Source organism: Prochlorococcus sp. MIT 1318 (genome assembly GCF_047304505.1).
GTDB lineage: Bacteria > Cyanobacteriota > Cyanobacteriia > PCC-6307 > Cyanobiaceae > Prochlorococcus > Prochlorococcus marinus_D.
Genome location: NZ_CP138958.1, coordinates 874,032 through 893,964, shown reverse-complemented (window position 1 = coordinate 893,964; position 19,933 = coordinate 874,032). Strand labels below are relative to the sequence as shown.

Genomic DNA, 19,933 nt, shown 5'->3' with positions numbered 1-19,933 from the left:
AGCAGCTACTGAGATGAAGCTAGGAACGCTGGCTAAGCATGTCTGCGCGAAGATGATCAATAAACGCGGCAATCATGCGCGCATTGGCTGCCGGGAAGGGATAGTCATAAAGATCTTCAGGCTTCACCCAGCACACCTGCTGACTCGCCAAAGGCGTGGGTTCTCCTGAAATCCAGCGGCAGAGATGAACAACAAAGCGAAGCTTCTTATGGCTGTAGGCATGGTCAAGAGCAATCAGCTGCTCACCCACCTGCACTTCAATCGCCAATTCCTCCCTGAGCTCGCGAGCAATGGTGGCTTCGATGGCTTCACCTGGCTCTTGCTTACCACCAGGGAATTCCCACAAACCACCGAGTAAACCCTCATTCAGCCGCTGATCAATTAAGACCTCACCCGCTTCGTTCAGTACGACCCCCACACCAATCACCTGGAAGGGAATGGGCTTGCTCGCATCCTTCACTGGGAAGTGGCTTGACTCTCCAGCAGCGTAGGCAGCACAACTGCTTTGCCAAGGGCATAACTGACAACTGGGGGTCCTAGGCGTACACACCAAACCCCCCAAATCCATAACGGCCTGATTGAAATCTCTTGGCCGCAAAGGATCCAGAAGGGCTTCACTCCACTGCCAAAAGCTTGCCTGAGCTCTGTGCGGGGGCTCCCGGCAAGCATGAAGTCTGGCCAGCACACGACGCACATTGCCATCAAGGATTGGTACTGGACTATTCAATGCACTGGAAAGGATGCTCCCTGCCGTGGTGCGGCCAATACCCGGGACAGCCAGCCAAGCCTCAAGAGAAGAGGGCAGAGGGGAAGCGGCCAATTGACGCGCCGCCTGGTGCAACCTACGGGCACGAGAGTAATAGCCCAGGCCTTGCCACAGCAACAACACTTGGCGCTCTTCAGCAGCAGCCAAATGCTGCACCGTTGACAACACCAACATCCACTGCTCCCAGTAAGGACGCATCACCCTCAACTGAGTTTGCTGGAGCATCACCTCAGCAATCCAAATGCCGTAGGGCGAGAGATCTTCGTTTGGTTCGGGCCAACGCCCATCTGATGTGAACATCCACGGCTTGATGGCGATGTCCTTGCGACCATGGACTTGCCACCAATCCAAAAGCTGCTGACGCATCTTGGGCCAACGTTTATCGAGCAACTCTCGGCACTGTTGACTCGAGCCTTCTAACCCCTGAGCCATAAAGTCGCCAAAATGAATCAACAACTAACCACCAACCTCTCAAGACCTAACTGGGCTGCAACAAGTTTTTAAGGCACCATTGCAGCATTCGTTCAACCAGGCCATTGCTTGAACCAAACGATTCTTGATGTTGACCTGCTGGCTTTTGAACAGGGCACGAAACGTCAACAAGCAGCTGTCGTTGACGGGCTGATGCGCAGCCTCGACACAGGGTTTGTGGTGACCACCAGTGATCTGCCTTCGGCGCTTCTCGATGAGGCCTACGGGATGTTGAGCCGTTTCTTTGCTCTTGAAAAGACAGCAAAGCGACAATTCAACGTGCCCGAAGCTTTTGGCCAGACTGGCTATACAGACACACTTGTTGAAACAGCGGCAGGCGAAAAGCTGCCCGACTGGAAGGAAATGCTCAACTGGTCACTCCCACTACCAGATAAGCATCCGTTACGCCTCCGTTTCCCCACGCTCTATCCAGAACAACTCCTACCAGAAGTAGCCGTGCCAGGCATCACTGGAGTGCTGCAAACCTTCCACCAAACCATCGCCGAGTTGCAGCGTCGCATGCTGCGAATCATCTCTACTGGCCTTGGTTGCCATCATGATTTTTTCACTGATCTGATCCAAGACGCACCAACCCTCACCAGAGCGATCCGCTACCCACCCATGAACGAAGCCCCTGCTGCAGGGCACATGTGGGCCGCAGCCCATGGCGACATCAACCTGATTACCGCCATGCCGCGAGCCACGGCCCCAGGCCTGCAGGTCTACATCGATGGCTCTTGGGTTGATGCCATCGCGCCTGAAGGGCAAGTGATTGTCAACAGTGGCTTGATGCTTGAACGGATCAGCAATGGCCTTATCCCAACCGGCTGGCACCGCGTCTTAGCGCCGGGCGAATGGAATCGTGAGCGCCTAAGCGTTGTGCAGTTCTGTCACCCCAAACCCTCCACCCTGCTCACACCGCTCAACAGCTGCATCAATGAAAGCCATCCACAACGTTTCCCAGGCGTAATGGCCGCCGATGCTCTAGAAGAAGTGCTTTACGAAATTAAACTGATGGCTTAATGGCTGAAATCAGTAGATGACCACCAGATGTCAACGTGCATCTCGATACATGCAATCGAACTGAGCAGTCAGTGTCTAAGTTAAGGACAAACATACTTGCCACAATTCAACTCGCCAATTGGCGGAAAAATAAACAAGCAGAAACGATCAATGCAATGAAAGTAAAATTACTCAATAGAGGGCACGCAATTCACAAGCCAGAAGTCGTCGCCAACAAATTATTAGAAAGAATGATAAGAGAAGAAATAAACCCTATAATGGGCAAGCGAATAGAAAGGCATTACATCCAACCATTCATGAAAGAACATATTCAAAAAATGGAAGAAATGACAATATTGGCAAGCGGGGAGGAGATTGAAATGCTCGACATACCATACAGGAACATCAACGACATGAAAAGCCAATATAAAAATGCTATGCACAGCATGAGAACAGCCGAAGAGATTCTTCCTGTTGCGCTAGGACTAATACAAGCACACAAAACATGAAACAATCACAAATTAATTCTTATTTGATCAGATTTCAGTTGTCAGAACTTAGATATTATTCTGTGTTTTATTTAGCAAAAGCATTGCTGACATTTAGGATCGCCATGTCTATCCTAACTAGCGGATATACATCAGACACAAATGCCCTTAGAAGTATTCAAAAACTTCCTGGCCAACTAAGATGAGCAACATCCTCAAAACATTACATATTCTTGACGAAGAGGGGAAGGAGTTGACAGTCTCAGAGTACCTCAACATGTCAATCATAGCAGCAGAGGTGGCGTATAAAGATGCCATAAAAGGTGACGATCCAGGCACTGTATTGAAAATACTTCTAGCGCTAAGAAGGACAGTAATAGAAAAGAAAGTATATCTAGAGTCTAGAGGTGAGATCATAGGAGGAGTTTTTCGAGGCATGAAGTACCTTCCCACTTCAAGAAACTCTGTCTTAATGCCTAAATTAATTGGAACATATGAGTCCGAAGTGTCCGAACTTTTAATTAGAAGAGGCAAGACCCTGAACTATTTTATCGATGTAGGCTGTGCCGAAGGCTATTACGTTGCTGGCCTTGCATACAGGTTCCCTAAAATTGATTGCATAGGAGTTGATATTGAGCCTGAATCAAGAGCTCTAGCTGCAACGCTATGCGACATCAATGGCTTAAAAGGAAATACTTCGATTTTCGAAAATATTGATGGTGCTACCAAGGATCTAGCGGGGAATGTATTGGCCCTGATTGATGTAGATGGGGACGAGATTAATATGATAAATAAAGTCATTAATCTTACCAAGGGTAATAAAAATATTAGCGCCCTTGAGCTTGTAATCGAGACAGATCGCAATGATTGTGGAACGTCAACAGAAGAAGAAATCAAAAATTACCTTCAGTTACGAGGATTTACAATTCAGCAAATTATTCGACAAGATATACATAATAGGGTTTCATCAGTGACCGAATCTTGGGATTATTATGACCGAATGATCTGCGGGCACGAAAGAAGTTATTCTGAGCAATCGTGGATTGTAACTAGCAATTCATCAACCTATCATCAGTATTAGTTAATTCTCAGTTTTTGCAATCGAGGCGCGATCTGTCCTTGCCGGTGAACTAGTAAGCTAAATTGGGACGAATAATGAGCCAGTGTAACTCATCGGGGAGTGCTCATTCATCCGAATTATGGAGATCTAATGAACTCGCTACTAGTCATTTACTGACTTTATTCAGCCCCTTGCCTCGCGATGCATCCAGCTGATCCAATCAGCTGAAATTTGCTTCGGGCACACCGCCTCACACTCCAAATTGCTGCTGCAACTACCAAAACCCTCCTCGCGCATACGCTCTTGCAACCTCTGCGCCCGGCGCTTGCGCTCAGGTTGCCCCTGAGGCAAATGACCTAAATGGGCCAACTTGGCCGCCACAAACAAACTTGCTGAGGCATTACGACAACTAGCCACACATGCACCACAACCGATGCAAGTAGCCGTCTCAAAGGCAGAGGCAGCTTGATCCTTCCCTATCAACAAGTCATTGCCATCCGGAGCCTGGCCCGTATTCACCGAGCAATAGCCACCAACTGCAATCAACCGATCAAAAGCCGCACGATCCACCACTAGATCTTGAATGAGAGGAAAAGCTCGTGCTCGCCATGGCTCCAGCGTCAATGTGTCGCCATCAGCAAACTGGCGCAGATAGAGCTGACACAAAGTGGTGCCGGTCTGAGGCCCATGGGCCTGACCATTCACAAGAAAGCCACAGCTGCCACAAATACCCTCGCGACAGTCGTGATCGAAAGACACCGGGCGCTTGGCTTGAGCAATAAGCTGTTCATTAAGACGATCAAGAGCCTCCAATAGCGACATGTCGGCAGAAATCTGCTCAAGCCGGTAGACATGAAAAGCACCGGAACTGTTGCTTGACGCCTGACGCCAAATACGCAGCGTGAGCGAAAGTTTACGGCTCATCGATAACGACGTTCACTGGGCTTCAAGCTCGTGAAGTTGAGCGGCTCAGCATGGCGAATCGGCTCGCCCCGCCCACGATCTTGCCAAGCAGCAATGTGGGCAAAGTTCTCATCATCACGCCGAGCTTCGCCTTCTTCTGTCTGATGCTCTTCACGGAAGTGAGCTCCACAAGACTCCTCTCTCGCCAAGGCATCGCGCAACATCAACTTGGCCATCCCAAAGAAATCAGCAACCCTCAACCCCTTCTCGAGTTCAGGGTTCAGTCCCTGAACCTCTCCAGGGATGCTTACCTCAGCATGAAAACGCTGCTCCAGCAATGCCACATCTGCCAACCCAGCACGCAGCCCTTCGGCATCACGGCTGATACCGCAGCGATCAATCATCACAGCTCCAAGCTCACGATGAAAAGCATCAACCGACCGTTGACCCGCACCCTTGAACAAAAGCTCAATCCGCCCACTGGCCCGCGCCAAGGCTTCGCGGCAAGCCAAATGATCACCAGCGACATGCGGGGTGGTATGGCCTGCTAACCAAGCAGTGACGGTCACCGGCGCAATGAAGTAGCCATCAGCCAAGCCTTGCATCAAAGCACTAGCGCCGAGACGATTCGCACCATGCTCAGAGAAGTTGGCCTCACCAAGCACAAACAATCCCGGGATCGAACTCATCAGGTAGTAATCAACCCAAAGACCACCCATCGTGTAATGGGGGGCTGGAGAGATGCACATTGGTGTCAGCAACGGATCCTCACCTGTAATTCGCTCATACATCTCCAAAAGGTTGCCGTATCGCTCCACAATCACCTCTCGCCCCTGACTCGAGATCGCATCACTCAGGTCGAGATAAAAGGCTTGGCCACCAGGGCCCACACCATGCCCCGCCTTACAGAGCTCCCTGGCACGGCGTGAAGCTACATCTCTGGGGACCATGTTGCCGTAGGCCGGATACTGACGCTCAAGGAAGTAATCGCGCTGGGCCTCAGGAATCTCAACAGCTGAACGCTGATCTCCAGAATCTGATGGCAGCCATACACGGCCGTCATTGCGCAAGCTCTCGCTCATCAACGTTCTTTTGCTCTGATAAGGATCACCACTTGGAATACAGGTTGGGTGAATCTGGGTGAAGCAAGGGTTCGCGAATAAAGCCCCCTGACGATGAGCCCGCCAAATGGCACTTGCATTGGATTTAAGTGCATTTGTCGAAAGAAAGTAGACGTTGCTATAGCCACCAGTCGCTAGCAACACAGCCTGAGCAGTATGCACCTCCAATTCACCACTGAGCAGGTCACGGCAGACCACCCCTCGGGCCACACCATCCACCTTGATGAGCTCCAAAACGTCGCGACGACAAAGCAACTCCACCTGACCAAGAGCCACCTGACGCATCAACGCCTGATAAGCGCCGCAGAGCAATTGCTGGCCAGTCTGACCACGAGCATAAAAGGTGCGACTGACCGAAGCCCCTCCCATCCTTCTAGTCGAAAGTGTTCCGTCGTACTCACGCGCAAAGGGAACCCCCTGAGCAACGCACTGGTCGATGATCGCGCTACTGATCTCAGCCAAACGCTGGCAGCCTGCCTCACGCGCACGGAAGTCACCGCCGCGAAGGGTATCGGCAAAGAGGCAGCTGACGCTGTCACCATCCACAAGCAGAGGGCGAGCGGCATTGATCCCTCCCTGGGCGGCCACTGAGTGTGCTCGTCGAGGACTGTCGTGAAAGCTGATCACACGAACTTGATAACCCTGCTCGGCCAAGGTTGCCGCCGCCGAAGCCCCAGCCAACCCCGTGCCGACCACCAACAACTGAAGTTCCCGTTTGAGCAATGGGCTGATTGATGGCAGCGATCCTTGCGTGCGGTTCCATGCATCAGCGATCATGCCTGATGGGAGACGAGGATCAGGCAAACCATTCATCACTGACCCATCTGCAACGCTGAGGCAGAGACCAGCAACGCCACCACGCTGAAACCGCCGCCCACAAGCAACGCCAGCATGCGGAAGACGCGCCGAATGCGAAAACCATTAGCTGGATCAAGCAATCCCAAGCTGCGATGAGCGGCCTCACCACCGTGGAACACATGCAAGCTGACAGCCACAGCGGCCAATAGATAGAGACCCACGTTTGCAGGCTGAGACAACAAAACACCCAGCGCTAGCAGCTCCTCGCCGGCGGGTGGCCTGGGCCAGCGCAGCTGCAATAGATGCACCACCAGAAAGCCAAGCAAGATCAAACCACCAATCGCCTGACTACGTGCTGCTAAGACAGCAAGGAGATCACCTCGGCGGCTAACAAGACAAGCACGATTACCCGTTTGTCGATTAACAATCAGCTTGGCCAGGCTCAGGCCCAAGTGCATCAAAGCTGCAGCTAAAAAGGCAAATTCTGCAAACGGCAACCAAGCAGACTGATGCAAAGCCGCTGCATAAGTCTCAAAGCTCGCCGGTGCAAAAGGCGCCATCGCAACTCCACCCAGATGGAGAAGCAGGAAAAGCACCAACAGCAACCCTGTAGCAGCGCTCCAGACCCTGAGCGAATCCGCCCCCATACATGCGGCGTACAAAGGTCAAACAACCCTAAAGAAACTCTTGGGTCAGAGAATAGGAGTACCTATACCTATCGTTCATCACGGGTCAACCTTCGCCAGAGCAAGCAGATGCGAGGGAGGTTATCGTCCGCGGAAAAGCACGTTCTGATGGCATCTAGCTCCACCACCTTTGCCCTGCTAGGGGCCGTCTTGATGGTGACGAGCTGCAGCCATAAGGCTGCTCACAAATTCATGACGGTTGAGGCAACCCGAATCACCTCAACCAATTTTGCGCCAATGATCAGTGCCGTCAGCATGCTGGAGTCGACCAAAAACGTGGCCTTAAAACCACAGACCGACGGCACAGTGATCAAAATCCTCGCCAAGGATGGGCAACGCGTTAAAGCTGGTCAAACCATCCTAGTGCTGGACAACGAGCAACAAAGTGCTGCCCTCGACTCCGCCAAATCCGAAGCTAAGAAAGACCAACTCAATGCTGAGCGTTATGAATTCCTCTACCAGCAGGGTGCAACATCAGCCAAGACTCGCGACAAATATGCAGTTCAGGCAATCCAGTCGCGAGATCAGGCAAAAGCCGATGCCGCCACCCTCGGCTACAAATTCGTACGCGCGCCAATCAATGGCCTAATCGGCGATCTGGACAAGGTGAAACTTGGCGACTACGTGAAGAAAGGGCAAACCATTACAGGCATCGTTGACGATTCGACGCTGTGGACAATGATGCAAATCCCAGCAACACAAGCCAACCAGGTGCAACTAGGGCAAACAGTGATGGTTGCATCCCAAACCACACCACCATTAACAGGGCAGGGCTCCGTTGTCTTTATCTCGCCCTATTACGAGCTGAATGGAACAAATAAGTCTCCAAACACACTCATGGTCAAAGCAGCCTTTCCCAACCTCACGGGTAAGTTAAAAACTGGACAATTTGTCAAAAGTCAGATAATAACGGGCCAATTTACAAGCCTTGCTGTTCCTGTTCAAGCGGTATTTATGGAGGCCCAACAACCATTTGTCTACGTTGTTGTACCACTAAGCAAAGCACTCCCAAAAATCAAAGCATCAAGCTCATTACCCGAAGCAACCAAAAAGAAGCTCGAATCATTACCTGCTAACACACCGATTGTGTTGCAAAGAGCTGTCACCCTGGGCCAACTACAAAACAACCTCTACCCATTGAAATCAGGCCTGCAAAAAGGCGAACAAGTTGTTTCAAGCAATACAGCACTACTGCGTAACGGCATGGCCGTGAAGATTGCGCCAGCACAAGCCACCAAGGAAGGAAGCAACTGAATAAAGCATGGCGTTCTCCGACAATTTCATCAAAAAACCAGTTCTGACGACAGTCTGCAGCATCCTCATCGTGCTGGTAGGCATTATCGCAATCCCTTCCTTACCAATCGCAAACCTGCCAAATATAGCCAGTCCACTGATCCAAGTCACAGCAAACTATGGCGGCGGAAATTCGCTAGTCACCGAACAAGCTGTCACCAATCCGTTAGAGCAACAGATCAACGGGGTTCCTGGCGTTAACTACATCTCGTCCACCAGTGACATGGAGGGGCAAAGCACAATCAATGTCTACTTCGATGAGTCAACTGATATCAATATCGACCAAGTCAATGTGCAAAACCGCGTTTCCCTGGCCATGCCCCAGCTACCGGAGCAGGTTCAGGCAACGGGTGTTTCCGTTGAACAAAGCAATCCATCCATCCTGCTGGCCTACCAAGTTGGTTCAACGCAGGGTCAATTTGACGCTAATTACCTCAATGGCCTTATTTATGAGCAGCTCTATTACCCCCTTGGCAGAGTCCCAGGGGTTGCCAATGTTGCCGTGCTGGGTGGAGCCAATCCAGCCTATTGGCTATTTATCAATCCCGACAAGCTGGCAGCCAACAAACTAACTGCCGAAGACATCATCAATGCTATCAAAAGCCAGAACAGCGTAGCGATTGGAGGCCTTGTAGGTGGCCCTCCTGCAACAGGAGACCAAGCCTATACATACCCAATCCTGGTTGAAAATAATGGCAATCTTGTCTCCATTGAAGACTTCAATAACCTCATCATTAGTCGCACTACAAGTGGCAATCTTTTGCTGCTAAAAGATATTGGCGAAGTGATTTATGGCTCCAATACTTTTACAGCCGATGCAATCGACGTAAATGGGCACCCAGCCATGACACTGGCTGTCTACCAGACACCTGATAGCAACGCATTAGACGTTTCCAATGACGTCGTGAAAGTAATCGATCAGTTTGCTAGCGCAGCTCCACCAGGGGTCAAGGTGTCACAGATCTACAACATTGGTCAATTTATTGAATCCTCTGTTGAAGGAGTCGTTGATGCCCTTGGGCTTGCAATTGTTCTTGTGCTGCTCATTCTCTTTCTTTTCCTGCAGAACTGGCGAGCAACAGTCATTCCGAGCTTGGCTATCCCAATCTCTCTCATTGGCACCTTTGCCTTCCTTAAAGTCTTCGATTTCTCCATTAATCAACTCACCCTGCTTGGCCTAGTTCTCGCTACGGGATTGGTTGTCGATGATGCAATTGTGGTGATCGAAGCTGTATCAAAAAACATCGAATCGGGGATGCGTCCTCGACAGGCAGCACTGGCCTGCATGGGAGAACTATTTGGCGCCTTAGTGGCCACGGCCTTGGCCCTAATGGCCGTCTTCGTACCAGTGGCCTTCTACCCAGGTGGCATTGGCATCATCTACAAGCAATTCGCCCTAACCATTGCCTTCTCAATTGCGATCTCAGCATTTAACGCCCTAACTTTCTCCCCAATGTTGTCAGGATTGATTCTACGTAGCGACAAGCCTCGAGAGCCAAAAGGTTGGGGCTGGATCCTCGCAGGAGTGTTAGTGGGATTGGCCTTTGGTCGCTTCACAGCAACTGCTTTCGGCAGCTGGACCTACGTACTTGGTGTGGTGTTGGGTGGCATAGCTAGCAGCAACCTCCCTTTCATTTTTCGTCGTTTCAACAGCTTTTTCGATGATTTACAAAAGCGTTATGCGCAACTGATCAAATCGTTAATCAGCAAACGCCGCTTAATCCTGGCCAGTCTCGCTGGTGGCATCCTGCTGACTGCCTTCGCCTTCACTGCCATTCCCTCTGCCTTCATCCCGGAAGAAGACCAAGGTTATGGATTGGGTTTTTACCAGCTTCAAAATGGCGCCTCACTCAGCCAAACCCAACAAACAGGACAGCAAATTGCCGAGCTGCTCAAAACCGAAAAGAACATCGATGCAGCGGCAATTGTCAGTGGCTTCGGTTTCAATGGCTCCAGCCCCGATCAGGGGGCATTCTTTTTTGGCCTTAAGCCTCTCAATGAACGCAAAGGCAACAGCAACAGTGCAGCAGCCATCGTCGATCGGCTTAACGCCAAGTTAGAGAAGCTCAGTAGTGCCATTGCGGTTTCTGCCCAACCTCCTGCTGTCCCGGGCTTCTCATCCCAGGGAGGTTTTTACTTCCAGTTCAATGATCTCAGCAACGGGTCCTACAGCTTCAACCAACTGGATGGGCTTGCCAATGATCTCATCAAAGCCGGTAAAGCGAGCAGCGAATTCTCCAGCCTTTACACCCAGTTCATTCCCAGCGCTCCGGCCTTCGGACTCCAAGTCGACCGAGCTGTGATGGGAGCCTTAAACGTTGACTATCAGGAGGCAATGAACACCATCGCCACCCTGGCTGGAAGCAACTATTCAGGCCTCACATACGAAAACGGTCAAGTCCGCAACATCTATGTGCAATCATCAGCCGAACAACGCAAAGACATTAACGACATACTGAGTTATTACGTGCGCAGTCGTGATGGCGAGCTTGTACAAGTCTCACAGTTCGCCTCCGCAAACCTGAGCAGTGCGCCGCCAGTCATCAGCCATTACAACCTCTACCGCACAGTGCTCATTCAGGGTGCGGAGGCCGTCGGCAAAAGTTCAGGCCAAGCCTTACAGGCCATTCAAAACCTCTTCCAAAAACAAGACTTCTCCAACATCGGCTACGCCTTCACCGGATTGGCTGCACTTCAGTTATCTGCAGGCAGCGCAAGCATCATGGTCTTCGGACTCGGACTGCTCATCGTCTATCTGGTGCTATCTGCCCAATACGAGAGCTATGTCACACCCGTCATCATTCTGATGACTGTGCCATTAGCGATGCTTGGAGCGTTGGCGTTTCTAGCAATCCGCTCGATCGACCTCAACATCTATGCCCAGGTTGGCCTGGTGACCCTCATCGGCCTGGCGGCGAAGAACGGCATCCTGATTGTGGAAGTCGCCGAACAAAATCTGAAAAGCGGCATGCCCCCGAGTGATGCTGTGATTGCCTCGGCCGAATCCCGCTTACGGCCAATCCTGATGACTGCTATTGCAGCCTTAGCCGGCTTCCTCCCTCTAGTGGTAGCCAATGGAGCTGGTGCCCATAGCCAACAATCACTGGGCACTGTGATTTTTGGAGGCCTAGTAGTTGCCACAGTGCTGTCTCTAGGAGTGGTACCGCCCTTTTATGTTGTGGTGAAGCATCTAGAGGAGCGCTGGTTCAGCAGCGAACCACAGATTTGACAAACGCCGAAAATCACATTTGGACTTGGCAGGATTGGCAGGTGGCTTGGAGCAGATCAGGCACTGCAGATCATGCCAATTCAGCAACGCTGCTCATCCACGGCTTTGGAGCCTGCAAAGAGCATTGGCGCCATAACCAATCGGTGTTGGCCCAAATAAGCCCCTGCTACGCGATCGATCTCCTCGGCTTTGGTGGCAGCAGCCAACCAAGGGCACGACTGCGGGGTGAAGCCCCCCATCAAGGTGATTTCTGCTACGACTTTGATGGCTGGGGAGCCCAGGTCGCCGCCTTCTGCCGCGAAGTGGTGCAGATCCCTGTGCGCATTGTGGGCAATTCAATCGGCGGCGTGATTGCGTTACGTGCCGCCCAGCTCCTCGAAGAGGCTTGCGTCGGTGTCGTTCTGATCAACTGCGCCCAACGCACCTTGGACGACAAGCGATTAGACGAACAGCCCAGCCTGATGCGCTGGACTCGTCCCTGGCTGAAAAGTCTGGTTCAGCAGCGCTGGCTAAGCAACAGCCTCTTCCGCAACGCAGCAAACCCGATGGTGATCAAGCGGGTGCTGAAGCAGGCCTACCCCAGCGGAAACAATCTCGATAGATCCTTGGTGAGCATGCTGCAAAAACCAGCCGATAGACCAGGTGCTGCAGAAGCCTTCCACGGTTTCATCAACATCTTCGACGACTACCTGGCGCCAGAACTGATGGCAGATCTCAACATGCCAGTGGATCTGATCTGGGGGGCAGCCGATCCATGGGAACCGTTACAGGAAGCCCGTCGCTGGGCTGGGTTGCTGCCTTGTATCCGCTCCATATCAGTGGTCGATGGTGCAGGGCATTGCCCACACGACGAAGCTCCTGAAGAGGTCAATCCGCTGCTGCTCAGCATCATTCAGCAAGCCGCATAGGCCTCAACCGTTTCACTCAACTGGCGCAGACCATTGAGTCCATGGCGCTCCAGATTGCGAACACGATCACGACTGATGTCGAGGATGCGGCCAATCCCGGTGAGGTTCATCGGCTCCCCTCCGTCGATTCCATAACGCATCCGCAGCACACGACCCTGCAGCTCGGGCAACTTTTCTAGCAAGGTACGTAAATCGCCTTTCATGCAATCCACTTCCACCTTCTCACTCGGTAACTCCTCTTCCCCGGCAAGCAACTCAAGCAACTCCGTTTCATCCCCATCTCCCACCTTCATCTCCAAACTCATCGGCTGACGGGCACGGCACATCAGATCCTTCACCTCCTCCTCGGGCAACTCCACAAACTCTGCAAGTTCGCTCACTGTTGGCGTGCGCCCCATCTCCTGACTTAACTCTCGCTGGCCTTTCTTGAGCTTGTTCAGCATCTCCGTGATGTGGATCGGCAGACGGATCGTCCGGCTCTTCTCCGCAATCGCACGCGTGATCCCCTGACGAATCCACCAATACGCATAGGTCGAAAACTTGTAGCCACGGGTTGGGTCGAACTTCTCCACTCCCCTCACCAAGCCGATCGTTCCCTCTTGGATCAAATCAAGCAGCTCCATATTCCGTTTGGTGTACTTCTTGGCAACACTCACCACTAAGCGCAGGTTCGCAGACACCATCCGCTCCTTCGCACGTCGTCCGCTCTGCAACTTCTTCTTGAGCTGCAACGCACTCAAGCCAGCTGCCTTCGCTAGCTCTTTATGACTCGCTGGCTCACCTTTTTTACCTTCCAGTTCAGACTCAAGCTGCTCTAAAGACATCAACTCCTGCACCTGACGACCCAGCGTGATCTCCTGCTCATGGCTCAGCAGCGGCACTCGACCGATATCGCGCAGGTACGAACGCACCAGGTCGACATCTGCGGGCAACTGACGATCAGGCACAACCGCTGATTTAACAAGGGATTTGGAGGCTGCGGAGTCGGCCACGACAACTCTATTGCGTTTTGTAAAGCTTACCCTCCAAGCGACCCAAAAGACCCTACGGAAAACCCACCTCATCAGAATGCATAGGTAGAAATACCTAGAGCGCTATGCCATTTGTTTGCTGAAGCAGCCAAGCCGCTGTCCGTAAATAGATAAAGACCCCAGCCACATCAGTTGCTGTCGTAATAAAGGGAGCCGACATCAGGGCGGGATCCAGACCCATTCGATCGAACAACAAAGGCAAAGCAGCCCCAGCCGTAGCAGCCAGAGTAGTGATCGCCATCAAACTGATCCCTACTGCTGCACCCACAAGAAGACTTTCACCCCGCCACCAAGCAAAGGGAACAACCACAAGCAACATCAACAAACCCAAAATCCCGCCCGCCATGGCCTCACGCAACACCGCCTTCATGCGACCAAGAGCCTGGATGCGCTGAGTACTCAGACCTCGAATCACCACAGTGGAACTCTGAGCGCCAACGTTGCCGCCCGTACCGATCAACAACGGGATGAACGCCGCCAACAGCACAACATGCTTCAGCACATCGTCGTTCATGGCAATCACTTGACTAGTAAAGCCATTCGCTACCACCAATACAGCCAGCCACACAACTCGACGACGCGCAACAACCAACAAATTGCTCTGGAAATAGTCGTCTTCATCCCCCGCCTGCACAGCTCCAGCGGCATAAAGATCGCGTGTGGCCTCCTGTTCAATCACGTCAATCACGTCATCGACGGTGACGATCCCTACCAATCGCTGTTCTAGATCCACAACTGGGACAGCCAAAAAATCGTATCTCTGAATCGCTCGGGCCACCTCCTCTTGATCTGTGTCGGTGCGCACATTCACCACATCGCGGGTCATCACATCCCCTATGCGTGCCTCCGGCTCAGCAGTCACGAGATCTCGCAATGAAAGGATCCCGGTCAGGTGGCGCTCGCCATCAGTCACATAGAGGCTATAAATCGTCTCCGTGTCAGGAGCTCGACGCCTCACGATCGTGAGAGCCTGAGCTGCACTGTGAAATTCCTTGAGGTCAATAAACTCGGTGGTCATCAAGCGACCAGCGGTTTCAGGCTCGTAACCAAGCAACTGAGCAGTGACCCGTCGCTCTGCTGGGCTCAGTTCTGCCAGCAATCGTCGCACCACCTTGGCAGGCAGCTCATCAAACAATCGCACCCGGTCATCGGGGGACATCTCCTCCACCAACTCGAGCACCTCACCAGAGCGAAGGCGTTCCAGCAGACTCTGCTGAACAGCAGGCTCTAGGTATTCGTAAACCTCTATGGCCTCGTCCTTGCTAAGCAAGCGGAAGGCCAGAGCCTGCAGGGTGCGAGGCAAAATGCCAATGGCTTCAGCGATGTCAACCGGTTGCACCGGATGAAGCAGCATCTTCACGGCGTCATAATTGCCTGCTGACAACAGCGCTTGCAGCTGCTGGGCCACCAAGTCCACCAGGTCAGAGCCGCTGACGACGGCCGCCTCCGGACTGGTTGCCCCCGTTGCCTCGTTCATCGGCCCGCCGTCAAGGCGAGCACACTGTATGGCGTATGGTCATCGCTAGGGTCTTGCAGACAGAATCGAATATCCATGGCCATCAACATCAGCCAGATTGTGGTGCGCACTCCAGAGGGTGCTGAGAAATCCCTCAGCGAATACAACGGCACGGTGCTATTAATCGTGAATGTGGCCAGCCGATGTGGATTTACCAAGCAATACAAAGGCCTGCAAGCGCTGCAAGACACATACGGGCCTAAAGGACTAAAGGTGCTGGGCTTTCCTTGCAACGACTTCGGAGCCCAAGAGCCCGGCACCCTTGACGAGATCAAGAGCTTCTGTTCCACCACCTACGGCGCCAGCTTCGAGTTGTTTGACAAGGTGCACGCCATGGGCAAAACAACCGAGCCCTACACCACCCTCAATCAAACTGAACCAGCAGGAGATGTGGCCTGGAACTTCGAGAAATTCCTTGTTGGCAAAAACGGCAATGTCCTGAAGCGCTTCAAAAGTGGAGTCGAGCCTGAGAGCACTGAGCTCAAGACAGCTATCGACCAAGCCCTGATGGCCTGAACTGCCGACCAATCAAAAAGCCAAGGGCTGCAACACCAAGACCTAAGCCCATGGTTAAACCAATCAATCCCAGCGCTGACAACCAAGCTCCCTTGGAGATCAGGGTGCTGCATTCCACCATCCAGCTGCTGAAAGTGGTGAGGGCTCCACAAAAGCCGACTCCAAGCATCAATTGACGCCGCGGCCGCAAGGGCAAACCAACCAACAGCCCCAAGATGGCTGCGCCCACAACATTGACAACAAGATCGTTATCGGCTTGCCAGCGAATCCAAGCACCAGGTACAGCACCAAGAGCTACCAGACACAACTCAGTGAATTCATTTCGCAAGGTCGTTTTAGCCATCAGCCAACCCAAACCCTGCAGCTGCAGCCAAGAGACCTCCCAAGATCGAGCCCACAGCAAGCACTAGGGCCTCACTCCAGCGATGCTCTCGCAAGGTATTGAGCACCTCTACCGCAAACGTCGAAAAGGTGCTGAAAGAGCCGAAGAAGCCCACACCAATCAACAAGATCAAAGGCGATGCTCCACTTGCTGGTGCACATTTGGCCTGCAAGGCCAAGATCAAGCCAAGAGCGAAAGCAGCAACCATGTTCACGGCAAAAGTGCCCCAGTGCTTCCTCGGCACCATCGGCGCGAGGTGGTTCACCACTCTGAGGCGCAACCAAGCTCCTGAAACAGCACCTATGGCTACAAGTGAAGCCTGCCATCCGGGCAACGCCAGATCAGACATTGAGCCAGCCACGTCTAACAACCCCGGCCAAGCACTCCCTGCTACCCGAGGTGATCTGTACTTGCAGCCAGTCCTTACCATCTTCGCCATGCCAGCGACGGAGCACATTCAAGGGGGTGCCAACGGCCAGTCTTCGCAAGCTGGGAGCCACAGCCAAAGGGCTAACTCGCAATTCACAGCTTGTACCAGCAAACAAAGGTCCTGAGCTATCAGAACGACGAATTTCTGGCTGGCGACGCTCACCCCCACCAGCCGGCAAGGCTGCAGGAGCTAGCAAAGCTACCCCTAGGACCCACCCCCAACGAAGCACAACACCCATCAGATATCTAACGCTGCCATATCGAGCTCAGCACTGTGGGTTTCAATGAACTCCCGGCGGGGAGCAACCTTGTCGCCCATCAAAATTGTGAAGATACGATCAGCCTCTAATGCATCCTGAACCTCCACCCGCTTCATCATCCGGGCCGAAGGGTCCATGGTGGTCTCCCACAACTGCTTTGGCATCATCTCGCCGAGACCCTTAAAGCGCTGAATGGTGTAGTTGGCCTTCTCGGGGAAGCCTGAGAGTGTCGTCTGTAAATCAGCCTCGTTGTAGCAATAGGTATGGTTCTTACCTCGCTCAACCTTATAAAGAGGAGGGCACGCAATATAGATATAACCACCTTCAACTAATTCTTTCTGGTAGCGGTAGAAAAATGTAAGTATCAGCGTACGAATATGAGCACCATCAACATCAGCATCAGTCATGATCACCACACGGTGATATCTAAGATTTTTTGAATCAAATTCTTCTCCTTTGATGCCTAATCCAAGCGCAGTAATCAGCGCCTGGATCTCCGTATTCTTATATATTTTAGCATCATCTGTCTTCTCAATATTTAGGATCTTACCGCGCAAGGGCAGAATTGCTTGAAAGCGACGATCTCGGCCCTGCTTTGCAGAGCCACCAGCAGAGTCGCCCTCCACAATGTAAATCTCTGATTCCGAGGGGTCCCTAGAACTGCAATCAGCCAGTTTCCCTGGCAACGTAGAACTCTCAAGTACGCTTTTGCGACGCACTAATTCTCGAGCACGACGTGCAGCTTCAGCTGCATTGAATGCCTGGATGGCCTTCTCAAGAATAAGATCAATCACCGCAGGATTAAATTCCAAATACTGACTCAATGCTTCACCAACCAAGCTGTCGACAATGCCGCGGACTTCGGTATTGCCCAACTTGGTTTTTGTCTGCCCTTCGAATTCTGGATCGGGCACCTTTACAGAAAGAACAGCCGTAAGTCCTTCACGAATATTTTCTCCAGCCAGATTAGAATCGGCCTCCTTGCGTTTACCACGCTTACGGGCAAACGTATTGAGAGTACGTGTAAGGACTGTCTTCAGCCCCTCAATATGAGTACCCCCATCTACAGTGCGAATATTATTAGCAAATCCGAGAATGCTGTCTGAATAAGCATCAACACACCATTGCAGTGCTGCTTCAACCTGCACATTATCCTTTTCAGAATTCACATAAATAATTTCGGGATGAAGAGAGTCCTTTTCCGCATTCATATAGGTGACATATTCTTTGATACCACCTTCATAAAAATAGACCTCCTCATGAGGAGCACCTTCAGCATCTAAAACAGACTGACGCTCATCACGGAAAACAATCCGCACCCCACCATTGAGATAAGCCAGTTCACGCAAACGAGCAGACAGGGTGGCGTAATCGAAAACAATGCCAACAGTAAATATCTCTTCGTCCGGCTTAAAACAAACGCTCGTGCCAGTGCGTCCCTTCTCTGAAGCAGGCTGGGCTTCGGAACGAAGACTACCGATCGCGATCCCACGTTCAAAGCGCTGACGGTGCACCTGTCCTTGACGCCGCACCGTCACTTCCACCCATTCACTCAGGGCATTGACGACAGATACCCCAACTCCGTGCAAGCCGCCAGAGACCTTGTAACCGCCACTGCCGAACTTGCCGCCAGCATGAAGCACGGTGAGCACCGTTTCCAAGGCACTCTTGCCTGTCCGGGAATGAACGTCGGTGGGAATGCCACGGCCGTTGTCAGATATTGATGCGGAACCATCTGGTCCAAGCACCACGAGAATCTCATCACAGTGCCCGGCCAAGGCCTCATCAACAGAGTTGTCGACAACCTCAAAGACAAGGTGATGCAACCCCCTTGGCCCAGTGGAGCCGATGTACATCCCAGGACGCTTCCTAACGGGCTCTAGCCCTTCCAGCACCTGAATTTGTTCGGCGCCATAGGCAGCCTGGACTTTGGAGTCTTCGCTCATTCAATAAATCCGCAGCCAGGAAGGGTTGTTCTTAGAGGCCTCATCGGCGAGAAACCTCGACCTGGCAAGCTCATTTTACCACTGGCTCACCACTGGCGCTTACAACGGTCACTGAAGCGTCATTGCTCAAAAGGGACGACCTAAACGTTGCTGACATGACACTCATCACAGCTGCTCATGCCCGCCTCTAAGCCGCTTCTGATTGCGCTGCTAGGGCCCACAGCAAGCGGCAAAACATGCCTGGCCTTACAGCTCGCAGAACAGCTGAAACTGAGCGTGCTCAATGTGGATTCCCGTCAGCTCTACATCGGCATGGACGTTGGCACCGCCAAGCCAACCAAAGAACAGCAGCGGCGCGTGCAACATCACCTAATTGATCTTCGTCGCCCAGATCAACCGATCACCCTGCAGGAATTCCAGGCAGCCGCGCAACTGATCCTTGCGCAAAAGCTAAGGGAACAAAACATGCCATTTCTTGTTGGCGGCAGTGGTCTTTATCTCAAAGCTCTCACTTGTGGGCTGCGCCCACCGGCAGTGCCACCCCAACCAGAGCTCCGCAAGCAGTTAGGCGAGCTAGGACAACGCACCTGCCACCACCTACTCCAAGCCGCCGATCCCAACGCTGCCAACCGAATTGCCCCTGCTGATGCCATGCGCACCCAACGGGCTCTGGAAGTGGTTTATGCCACTGGCAAACCGATCACCACTCAACAAGGCTCAAGCCCACCCCCTTGGCGCGTGCTGGAACTAGGCCTCGACCCACACAATCTGCGCGAACGCATTAGCCAACGCACAACACAGCTCTATGCCAATGGTCTGATCGAAGAAACCGAACACTTAAGTCAGTGCTTCGACTCCGATCTGCCCTTGCTGCAAACGATCGGCTATGGGGAAGCACTAAAGGTGATTCAAGGCCTACTCAACCGTGAACAGGCCATCGCCCTGACCACACGTCGTACTCAGCAGTTCGCCAAGCGTCAGCGCACATGGTTCCGCAGACAACATCACCCCTATTGGCTCAAAGGTGAGGAACCGCTGAGCGAAGCGCTATCACTGATTCAAGCGGGTCTAAGGTAAAGGGTGCAGACATAAAACCTTCTGGTCTCCTTGTCGTCTGCTCTATTCCCT

Annotated in this window: 18 protein-coding genes; 8 read left to right on the top strand and 10 right to left on the bottom strand. The window is 52.4% G+C overall.

All coding sequences use genetic code 11. The annotated features are described in order from the left end of the window. Positions 1-19 precede the first annotated feature (19 nt). The gene (gene mutT, locus SIB66_RS04400) at positions 20-1,132 is read right to left on the bottom strand and encodes an 8-oxo-dGTP diphosphatase MutT (RefSeq protein ID WP_063405692.1); all 1,113 of its coding nucleotides are present in this window, start codon (positions 1,130-1,132) and stop codon (positions 20-22) included. A gap of 174 nt (positions 1,133-1,306) precedes the next feature. On the opposite strand from mutT, the gene SIB66_RS04395 reads away from it, so the two are divergent. From SIB66_RS04395 to SIB66_RS04385, 3 genes are all read left to right on the top strand, one after another. Next, positions 1,307-2,260, top strand: coding sequence for an isopenicillin N synthase family dioxygenase (locus SIB66_RS04395; RefSeq protein WP_063405646.1), 954 nt, complete (start codon positions 1,307-1,309; stop codon positions 2,258-2,260). A gap of 35 nt (positions 2,261-2,295) precedes the next feature. Continuing rightward, positions 2,296-2,748 carry a hypothetical protein gene (locus SIB66_RS04390; RefSeq protein WP_063421398.1) on the top strand — a complete coding sequence of 151 codons (453 nt, stop codon included), beginning with the start codon at positions 2,296-2,298 and terminating at the stop codon, positions 2,746-2,748. A 181-nt stretch (positions 2,749-2,929) separates the two neighbouring features. Continuing rightward, positions 2,930-3,808 carry a class I SAM-dependent methyltransferase gene (locus SIB66_RS04385; protein ID WP_063405644.1) on the top strand — a complete coding sequence of 293 codons (879 nt, stop codon included), beginning with the start codon at positions 2,930-2,932 and terminating at the stop codon, positions 3,806-3,808. Between the two features lie 162 nt (positions 3,809-3,970). Here SIB66_RS04385 and SIB66_RS04380 read toward each other — a convergent pair whose 3' ends face one another. From SIB66_RS04380 to SIB66_RS04370, 3 genes are read right to left on the bottom strand one after another with little or no spacing between them, the layout of a single operon-like run. Continuing rightward, the gene (locus tag SIB66_RS04380; protein WP_063405643.1) at positions 3,971-4,711 is read right to left on the bottom strand and encodes a succinate dehydrogenase/fumarate reductase iron-sulfur subunit; all 741 of its coding nucleotides are present in this window, start codon (positions 4,709-4,711) and stop codon (positions 3,971-3,973) included. Next, a complete protein-coding gene (locus tag SIB66_RS04375; RefSeq protein WP_063405642.1) occupies positions 4,708-6,624 on the bottom strand; it encodes a fumarate reductase/succinate dehydrogenase flavoprotein subunit in 1,917 nt (638 codons plus the stop codon). Before SIB66_RS04375 ends, SIB66_RS04380 begins: the two co-directional genes overlap by 4 nt. Next, positions 6,624-7,256, bottom strand: coding sequence for a hypothetical protein (locus SIB66_RS04370; RefSeq protein ID WP_063421396.1), 633 nt, complete (start codon positions 7,254-7,256; stop codon positions 6,624-6,626). Before SIB66_RS04370 ends, SIB66_RS04375 begins: the two co-directional genes overlap by 1 nt. Positions 7,257-7,403: 147 nt before the next feature. Here SIB66_RS04370 and SIB66_RS04365 point away from each other — a divergent pair, with 147 nt between their 5' ends. From SIB66_RS04365 to SIB66_RS04355, 3 genes are read left to right on the top strand one after another with little or no spacing between them, the layout of a single operon-like run. Beyond that, complete coding sequence (locus SIB66_RS04365; protein ID WP_413410265.1) at positions 7,404-8,549, top strand: efflux RND transporter periplasmic adaptor subunit; 1,146 nt, start codon at positions 7,404-7,406, stop codon at positions 8,547-8,549. Positions 8,550-8,556: 7 nt separating this feature from the next. Further along, entirely contained in the window at positions 8,557-11,817 is a 3,261-nt protein-coding gene (locus tag SIB66_RS04360) for an efflux RND transporter permease subunit (protein ID WP_063405640.1), read from the top strand. Further along, complete coding sequence (locus SIB66_RS04355) at positions 11,814-12,725, top strand: alpha/beta fold hydrolase (RefSeq protein WP_063405639.1); 912 nt, start codon at positions 11,814-11,816, stop codon at positions 12,723-12,725. The genes SIB66_RS04360 and SIB66_RS04355 overlap by 4 nt, the downstream gene beginning before the upstream one ends. On the opposite strand, the gene SIB66_RS04350 is transcribed toward SIB66_RS04355, so the two are convergent. Together SIB66_RS04350 and mgtE are read right to left on the bottom strand one after the other, a co-directional pair. Next, positions 12,710-13,717 carry an RpoD/SigA family RNA polymerase sigma factor gene (locus tag SIB66_RS04350; protein ID WP_413410264.1) on the bottom strand — a complete coding sequence of 336 codons (1,008 nt, stop codon included), beginning with the start codon at positions 13,715-13,717 and terminating at the stop codon, positions 12,710-12,712. The two genes, SIB66_RS04355 and SIB66_RS04350, sit on opposite strands and share 16 nt — an antisense overlap. 94 nt (positions 13,718-13,811) lie before the next feature. Next, a complete protein-coding gene (mgtE, locus tag SIB66_RS04345) occupies positions 13,812-15,233 on the bottom strand; it encodes a magnesium transporter (protein ID WP_063405637.1) in 1,422 nt (473 codons plus the stop codon). A 75-nt stretch (positions 15,234-15,308) separates the two neighbouring features. Between mgtE and SIB66_RS04340 the strand changes: the two genes are divergently transcribed. Then, a complete protein-coding gene (locus SIB66_RS04340) occupies positions 15,309-15,788 on the top strand; it encodes a glutathione peroxidase (protein WP_063405636.1) in 480 nt (159 codons plus the stop codon). On the opposite strand, the gene SIB66_RS04335 is transcribed toward SIB66_RS04340, so the two are convergent. The 4 genes from SIB66_RS04335 to gyrB are packed head-to-tail and all read right to left on the bottom strand — an operon-like array spanning position 15,763 to position 18,805. Next, a complete protein-coding gene (locus SIB66_RS04335) occupies positions 15,763-16,131 on the bottom strand; it encodes a fluoride efflux transporter FluC (RefSeq protein ID WP_063405635.1) in 369 nt (122 codons plus the stop codon). The two genes, SIB66_RS04340 and SIB66_RS04335, sit on opposite strands and share 26 nt — an antisense overlap. After that, the gene (locus tag SIB66_RS04330) at positions 16,124-16,519 is read right to left on the bottom strand and encodes a fluoride efflux transporter FluC (protein ID WP_063405634.1); all 396 of its coding nucleotides are present in this window, start codon (positions 16,517-16,519) and stop codon (positions 16,124-16,126) included. Before SIB66_RS04330 ends, SIB66_RS04335 begins: the two co-directional genes overlap by 8 nt. Further along, positions 16,512-16,838 (bottom strand): hypothetical protein, encoded by a 327-nt coding sequence (locus SIB66_RS04325; RefSeq protein ID WP_063405633.1) that lies wholly within the window; start codon positions 16,836-16,838, stop codon positions 16,512-16,514. The genes SIB66_RS04330 and SIB66_RS04325 overlap by 8 nt, the downstream gene beginning before the upstream one ends. Next, on the bottom strand, positions 16,838-18,805 hold the full coding sequence (gyrB, locus tag SIB66_RS04320) for a DNA topoisomerase (ATP-hydrolyzing) subunit B (RefSeq protein WP_063405632.1): 1,968 nt from the start codon (positions 18,803-18,805) through the stop codon (positions 16,838-16,840). The genes SIB66_RS04325 and gyrB overlap by 1 nt, the downstream gene beginning before the upstream one ends. Before the next feature lie 177 nt (positions 18,806-18,982). On the opposite strand from gyrB, the gene miaA reads away from it, so the two are divergent. Then, complete coding sequence (miaA, locus tag SIB66_RS04315) at positions 18,983-19,882, top strand: tRNA (adenosine(37)-N6)-dimethylallyltransferase MiaA (RefSeq protein WP_063405631.1); 900 nt, start codon at positions 18,983-18,985, stop codon at positions 19,880-19,882. Positions 19,883-19,933: the final 51 nt, after the last annotated feature.

What these genes read in the sequence shown, in the direction of transcription:
- mutT (WP_063405692.1), bottom strand. Translation starts at nt 1,132, where the DNA reads ATGCGTCAGCAGCTTTTGGATTGGTGGCAAGTCCATGGTCGCAAGGAC.
- SIB66_RS04385 (WP_063405644.1), top strand. Translation starts at nt 2,930, where the DNA reads ATGAGCAACATCCTCAAAACATTACATATTCTTGACGAAGAGGGGAAG.
- SIB66_RS04380 (WP_063405643.1), bottom strand. Translation starts at nt 4,711, where the DNA reads ATGAGCCGTAAACTTTCGCTCACGCTGCGTATTTGGCGTCAGGCGTCA.
- SIB66_RS04375 (WP_063405642.1), bottom strand. Translation starts at nt 6,624, where the DNA reads ATGAATGGTTTGCCTGATCCTCGTCTCCCATCAGGCATGATCGCTGAT.
- SIB66_RS04370 (WP_063421396.1), bottom strand. Translation starts at nt 7,256, where the DNA reads ATGGGGGCGGATTCGCTCAGGGTCTGGAGCGCTGCTACAGGGTTGCTG.
- SIB66_RS04365 (WP_413410265.1), top strand. Translation starts at nt 7,404, where the DNA reads ATGGCATCTAGCTCCACCACCTTTGCCCTGCTAGGGGCCGTCTTGATG.
- SIB66_RS04360 (WP_063405640.1), top strand. Translation starts at nt 8,557, where the DNA reads ATGGCGTTCTCCGACAATTTCATCAAAAAACCAGTTCTGACGACAGTC.
- mgtE (WP_063405637.1), bottom strand. Translation starts at nt 15,233, where the DNA reads ATGAACGAGGCAACGGGGGCAACCAGTCCGGAGGCGGCCGTCGTCAGC.
- SIB66_RS04340 (WP_063405636.1), top strand. Translation starts at nt 15,309, where the DNA reads ATGGCCATCAACATCAGCCAGATTGTGGTGCGCACTCCAGAGGGTGCT.
- SIB66_RS04335 (WP_063405635.1), bottom strand. Translation starts at nt 16,131, where the DNA reads ATGGCTAAAACGACCTTGCGAAATGAATTCACTGAGTTGTGTCTGGTA.
- SIB66_RS04330 (WP_063405634.1), bottom strand. Translation starts at nt 16,519, where the DNA reads ATGTCTGATCTGGCGTTGCCCGGATGGCAGGCTTCACTTGTAGCCATA.
- SIB66_RS04325 (WP_063405633.1), bottom strand. Translation starts at nt 16,838, where the DNA reads ATGGGTGTTGTGCTTCGTTGGGGGTGGGTCCTAGGGGTAGCTTTGCTA.
- gyrB (WP_063405632.1), bottom strand. Translation starts at nt 18,805, where the DNA reads ATGAGCGAAGACTCCAAAGTCCAGGCTGCCTATGGCGCCGAACAAATT.
- miaA (WP_063405631.1), top strand. Translation starts at nt 18,983, where the DNA reads ATGCCCGCCTCTAAGCCGCTTCTGATTGCGCTGCTAGGGCCCACAGCA.